Source organism: Curtobacterium sp. 260 (assembly GCF_030803485.1).
In the GTDB taxonomy this organism is placed as follows: Bacteria; Actinomycetota; Actinomycetes; order Actinomycetales; family Microbacteriaceae; genus Curtobacterium.
Map to the genome: position 1 here is coordinate 107911 of NZ_JAURUY010000011.1, position 6162 is coordinate 114072.

Sequence of the window (6162 nt, forward strand, 5' to 3'; positions counted from 1 at the left end):
ACAAGACGTAGAACGTCAGCGTCGCACGTCGCAGCCGCAGCTCGCCCCGAGCACGAGTTCCGCCGGCACCAGGTCGAGGTGGTGGTCGTCGGGGTCCTCCCGCGCGAGCACCCGGTCGACCGCGGCCGCGGCCATCGCCTCGACGGGTTGCCGGACGACGGTGAGCTGAGGGTTCGTGTAGTCGGCCTCCGCCACGCCGTCGAACGAGACCACGGCGACGTCGTCCGGGGAGCGGAGCCCGAGCTCGTACAGGGCGCGCAGGAGCCCGACGGCCTGCAGGTCGGAGCTGACGAAGACGGCGCGCGGTCCGGTGCCGCCGCCGAACATCCGGAGGCCCGCCTCGTACCCGCCGGCGCGGTCGAACGAGCAGCGCACGATCGGTCCGTCCGGCAGCCCGGCCGCGCGCAGGGCCTGCATCCACCCCTGCTCGCGGAGCTCCATCGACCCGGTGTGCCCCATGACGAGCCCGATCTCCCGGTAGCCGTGGTCGACGAGGTGCTGCGTGCCCTCGCGGGCGCCGCGCAGGGCGTCGACGCCGATGCTCGCGTACTCGGGTACCTCGAAGAAGGTGTTGAGCAGCACCATCGGGATGCCGGGGTCGGTCGTCGACGACAGGTCGGGGTGCGTCATGATGCTCGTCACGATGATCCCGTCGACCTGCCGGGCGGACAGCGTGCGGAGCCGCTCCCGCTCCTGCTGGGCGTCCCCGTCGCTGTTCGCGATGAGGAGGTCGTACCCCCGGGCCGCCGCGGCGTGCGTGACGGCCACCGCGAGCTCCGACCAGAACGGGTTGTCGAGCTCGGGCACGATCAGGCCGAGCATCTTCGAGGAGCCGGTGCGGAGTGCCTGGGCGCTCGCGTTCGGGCGGTAGCCGAGCACCCGGATGGCCTCGCGGACCCGCGCTGCCGTCTCCGCGGCGACCGGGCGCGGTCCGTCGTGCACGACGTAGCTGACCACCGACGTGCTCACCCCTGCGTACCGGGCGACGTCCGCACGGGTGACCGCCCTCGGGTTGGTCGGCACGGTCACGGGATCACCTTCGTCGGTCGGTCCGTCGGCCGCTCGGGCCGACGGGAGCGGCCCGGCGCCGTCACGGGACGGGGCCGGGCCGCACTGGTCGCACGGGATGCCCGCGCGGACTCCTCGACGTCGTCGGGTGACGGTCGTCGTCGGGCGCCGTCCGGCGTCGGGTGACGACCGTGGTCGGGCGCCGTCCGTTGCCGAGCGGCGGGCTACTCGCTCGCGATCCTAGACGAGACGGTGCTGGTGGCGGGCTCGGGTGCGTCGCCGTGGTCGGGGACGGGCAGCCGCACGCCGCCCTGCAGGGCCGACCGGTGCGCGACGATGCCGGGCAGCGTGTACCGGGCGGCGACCCAGGCGTTCACCGGGGGGAGCGTCCCGTCGACGACCGCGCGGACGAAGTCGTCGACCAGGAAGTGGTGGCTGCCCTCGTGCCCGGTCGGCACCCCGTCGAACTCGGCGGGCAGGCGGTCGACGTCGTGCACGGGGGCGTAGCCGGACACGAACGCGTCCCGGAGGGCGGGGTCGACGTCGGCGAGACGCGGGTCGTCGAGCTCCATCGTCGGGCGGGTGTCGATCTGGTCGCTGACGTCGTGCACGGCCTCCTTGTCCTGCCACACGCTGACCGTCGCGAGCTGCTCGAAGCTGGCCTCGGTGCCGAAGTACCGGAAGCGGGACTCGCGGAGGTGCGACGGGTAGCCGACCCGTCGCATCTCGTTGATCCGGACCACACCGCCGTTGTCGAGCTCGAACAGGGCGGTCGCGTTCGAGAAGTCGTTGTCGAACTGGCTGACCTCCTTGTCGAAGACGCCGTCGTCGCGGTCGTCCTTGACGCCGATGCAGCTGACGCTGACCGCGTGTCCGGGGATCGCGCCGAGGACGCCACCGACCGAGTGCGTCGGGTAGAGCATGGGCGGGTAGCTCGCAGTGCGCTTCCACTGCTCGCCGCCGCTGTACTGGTAGGCGGCGTAGAAGCCGAGGTCCATGTCGTGGACGTAGTCGCCCTCGGCGTAGAACACCCGGCCGAAGGCGCCCTCGGCCACCTGCTTCCGCGCGAAGACCGTCGCCGGGTTGTAGTGGCTCGTCTCGCCCATCATGTAGGTGAGCCCCGTCTCGCGGACGGCTTCGATGATCGCGGCGATCTCGTCCTCGGTGACCGCCATCGGCACGGCGGAGTACACGTGCTTGCCGGCCCGGAGAGCGCGGACGACGAGCGGACCGTGCGTCCACCGCTGGGTGAAGATCGCGACGGCGTCGACGTCCGAGGCGAGCACGGCGTCGAAGTCCTCGAGCGTGCCGTCGAGGTGCTGGGCGGCGACGAGGTCCTCGGCGCGGCCCTCGACCACGTCGGTGACGAACACCCGGTCGACGTCCGGGTGGATCTTGAAGAGCTTGGCGAACTGGGGCGCGAACTGGCCGGCTCCGACCATTCCGATGCTGATCATCAGTGACCTTCCGAGGTGGGGGACGTGTCGCCGAGCAGGTCGCTCCGTCGCGATCGCCGCCAAGCATTGCACAGGGGTCTACACGTGACAACCCCTTGGAGCGCGCCATGAATCGGTCCTTGTGAGGCTGAGTCCCCACGTGTAGATTCCCCGCCACGGACTGCCGACGTCAGTCCACCGCAGACGAAGGAGTCGCGATGGCAACCGATAGCCCCTTGTCGTCACCCCTGGTGACGGCACCACCACGGACCGCGCGGAGTGCCGACACGGCACGTGCCCGGACCACCACACCACGCCGCCGACGACGGAACGACCTGTGGCTCGCGCTCGTGTTCATCGCCCCCGCGTCGGTCGGGTTCGCGGTGTTCCTGCTCTGGCCGACGATCCGGGGCATCTGGCTCAGCTTCACCACGTACAACCTGCTCACCCCGCCGGTGTTCACGGGCCTGCAGAACTACGAGCGCCTGGTGCAGGACTCGATCTTCTGGAACTCGATGCTCGTCACCGTCGAGTACGTCGTGCTGAACATCGGCTTCCAGACGGTCCTGGCGCTCTTCATCGCCGTCATGATGCACCGGCTCACGCAGTCGACCTTCGTCCGGGGCATCGTGCTCGCGCCCTACCTGGTGTCGAACGTCGTCGCGGCACTCATCTGGCTCTGGATCCTCGACACGCAGCTCGGCATCGGCAACGAGGTCCTGTCCGCGATCGGTGTCGGACGCATCCCGTTCCTGCAGAGCGACGTCTGGGGCATCCCCACGATCGCCTTCATCAACGTCTGGCGGAACGTCGGTTACACCGCACTGCTCATCTTCGTGGGCCTGCAGGCGCTGCCGGAGAGCGTCTACGAGGCCGGCCGCATCGACGGTGCGAGCGAGTGGAAGATGTTCTGGCGGATCACGGTCCCGCTGCTGCGCCCGATCCTGTCACTGGTGCTCATCATCACGATCATCGGCTCGTTCCAGGTGTTCGACACGGTCGCGATCACCACCCAGGGCGGCCCGGCGAACGCCACGAACGTCGTGCAGAACTACATCTACAACCTGGCCTTCGGCCGGTTCCAGTTCGGGTACGCGTCCGCCGTCTCGGTGGCACTCCTCGTCGTCCTGAGCATCATCACGATCGTCCAGTACCGACTCTCGCGCTCCGGCGAGAGCGACCTGGACTGACGGCCACCGAAGCAACCGGAAGCGAGTCGACGATGACCAGCACCCTGCCCCCGGTGGTCGAACCCACCACCACGCGCGCCCTCACCACCCGCGGCGCGAAGCCCCCGCGTCCGAAGCCGTCCGTCGGACGGGTCCTCGCCTGGACCGCGATGATCGCCGTGATCGTCGTGACCCTGTTCCCCTTCTACTGGATCCTCCGGACGGCGCTGTCGTCGAACGGCGCGATCTCCGCCGACCCCACCTCGCTGCTGCCGACCGGCTTCAGCCTGGGCGGGTTCGAGCGGGTGTTCGGCCTGCAGTCCACCGAGGAGGCCCTGGCGCAGGGCGGCTCCGGCGCGGCGATCAACTTCTGGCAGTACCTGCTCAACTCGGTCGTCACCGCGACGATGATCACGGTCGGGCAGGTGTTCTTCTCCGCCGGAGCCGCCTACGCCTTCGCCCGGCTGCGCTGGCCGGGACGCGACCGGGTGTTCGGGGTGTTCCTCGCCGGGCTCATGGTCCCCACGATCTTCACGCTCCTGCCGAACTTCACCCTGATCAAGTCGCTCGGCCTGGTCGACACCGTGCTCGGGATCGCCCTGCCCTCGATGCTGATGACCCCGTTCGCGGTGTTCTTCCTCCGGCAGTTCTTCCTCGGCATCTCCCGCGAGGTCGAGGAGGCCGCACTCATCGACGGCGCCGGGAAGGTGCGCGTGTTCTTCCGCCTCGTCCTGCCGATGGCATCGGCGCCGATCGCGACGCTGGCGGTCCTCACCTACATCACGGCGTGGAACGACTACTTCTGGCCGCTCATGGTGTCGTACACGGACAGCTCCCGCGTGCTCACGGTCGCGCTCGGGGTGTTCAAGTCGCAGACGCCGCAGTCCGGCACCGACTGGGCGGGCCTGATGGCGGCGACCCTCGTCGCCGCGCTCCCGATGATCGTGCTGTTCGGCGTCTTCGCCAAGCGCATCGTCAACTCCATCGGCTTCTCCGGGATCAAGTAGGGAACCCCGCACATGACGCACTCCATCTCCCGACGCGCACTGTTCGCGGGCGGTGCCTCGGCCCTGGCGCTCGGCGCCCTCGCCGCCTGCTCGTCCCCGAGCACGCCGGACCCCCGCAGCGGCGCGACCGGCACCGTGTCCTACTGGCTGTGGGACGCGAACCAGCTCCCCGCGTACCAGGCCGTCGCGAAGGCCTTCGAGCGTGAGAACCCCGACATCCGGATCCGCATCACCCAGCTCGGGTGGAGCGACTACTGGACGAAGCTCACCGCCGGGTTCATCGCCGGTACCGCGCCCGACGTGTTCACCGACCACCTGTCGAAGTTCCCGCAGTTCGCCGACCTCGACGTGCTCCACCGGCTCGACGAGCTCGAGGCGACGAGTGCGATCCGCGACGACGACTACCAGTCCGGCCTCGCGCAGCTCTGGAAGGGGCGCGACGGGCACCGCTACGGGTCGCCGAAGGACTGGGACACGGTCGCGATGTTCTACGACCGGAACGTGATCGCGAAGGCCGGCTACTCGGCCGAGGACCTCGCCGCGCTCGAGTGGAACCCGGACGACGGTGGGACCTTCGAACGGGCGGTCGCGCACCTGACCATCGACGGCAAGGGGCGCCGCGGGGACGAGCCCGGCTTCGACAGGTCGGACGTGGCGGTCTACGGCATCAGCGCCAACGGCAGCGGTGGCGACGGGTTCGGGCAGACGCAGTGGTCGCCGTTCACCGGGTCGATCGACTGGTCCTACACGAACCGGAACCCGTGGGGGAACGCGTTCCGCTACGACGACCCCGCGTTCCAGAAGACGATCTCCTGGTACTTCGGGCTCGCCGAGAAGGGCTACATGCCGAAGTACGGAGTGTTCTCCACGACGACCGGTCCGGACGTGCAGCTCGGGTCGAAGAAGGTCGCGCTCTCGTTCAACGGGTCGTGGATGATCGGCGCCTACGCCGACCTGCAGGGCGTCGACGTCGCCATCGCCCCGACACCGAAGGGGCCGATCGGGCACCGCGCGTCGATGTTCAACGGCCTGGGTGACTCGATCACGAAGCAGGCGCGGAACCCGGAGGCCGCGGCGAAGTGGGTCGCGTTCCTCGGCAGCGCCGCCGCGCAGGAGATCGTCGGCCGCGCGGGCATCGTCTTCCCCGCACGCCGGTCGGGCACGGACGCCGCGGTCGCCGCCTTCCGGGAGCGCGGGCTCGACGTCTCCGCCTTCACCGAGCAGGTGGCGGACGGCACGACGTTCCTGTTCCCCGTCACCCGGAACCCCGCCGACGTCCAGGCGCTCGTGCAGCCGGCGTTCGACGGCATCTACGCGAACGGCAAGCCCGTGTCGACGCTCACCGGCGTGAACGAGCAGGTCAACACGCTCCTCGCGCTGACCTGAGCCCCGCCGGCTCGAGCACGGCCACCCGCACCGGTCGTGGGGGCCCCCCCCCCCCCCCCGGGGGGGGGGGGGGCCCCCGGGGCCCCCCCCCCCCCGCCCCCCCCCCCGGCCCCCCGTACGGAACAAACCCCCCCCCCGGAGAAGTAGGGCGCCCGC

At 70.2% G+C, this 6162-nt stretch carries 5 protein-coding genes; 3 read left to right on the top strand and 2 right to left on the bottom strand.

Annotation, left to right across the window (positions count from 1 at the left end; all coding sequences use genetic code 11):
- Positions 1-15: 15 nt before the first annotated feature.
- Complete coding sequence (locus J2X59_RS12765; protein WP_066655849.1) at positions 16-1029, bottom strand: LacI family DNA-binding transcriptional regulator; 1014 nt, start codon at positions 1027-1029, stop codon at positions 16-18.
- A gap of 203 nt (positions 1030-1232) precedes the next feature.
- Positions 1233-2468, bottom strand: a complete 1236-nt coding sequence (locus J2X59_RS12770) for a Gfo/Idh/MocA family protein (RefSeq protein ID WP_144411460.1) — start codon at positions 2466-2468, stop codon at positions 1233-1235.
- Between the two features lie 194 nt (positions 2469-2662).
- On the opposite strand from J2X59_RS12770, the gene J2X59_RS12775 reads away from it, so the two are divergent.
- Genes J2X59_RS12775 through J2X59_RS12785 form a run of 3 tightly spaced genes read left to right on the top strand, consistent with a single transcriptional unit; the run spans position 2663 to position 6006 of the window.
- A complete protein-coding gene (locus tag J2X59_RS12775) occupies positions 2663-3634 on the top strand; it encodes a carbohydrate ABC transporter permease (RefSeq protein ID WP_326496937.1) in 972 nt (323 codons plus the stop codon).
- Positions 3635-3666: 32 nt separating this feature from the next.
- The gene (locus J2X59_RS12780; RefSeq protein WP_326496938.1) at positions 3667-4620 is read left to right on the top strand and encodes a carbohydrate ABC transporter permease; all 954 of its coding nucleotides are present in this window, start codon (positions 3667-3669) and stop codon (positions 4618-4620) included.
- 12 nt (positions 4621-4632) lie between these two features.
- The gene (locus tag J2X59_RS12785) at positions 4633-6006 is read left to right on the top strand and encodes an ABC transporter substrate-binding protein (RefSeq protein ID WP_209685600.1); all 1374 of its coding nucleotides are present in this window, start codon (positions 4633-4635) and stop codon (positions 6004-6006) included.
- Positions 6007-6162: the final 156 nt, after the last annotated feature.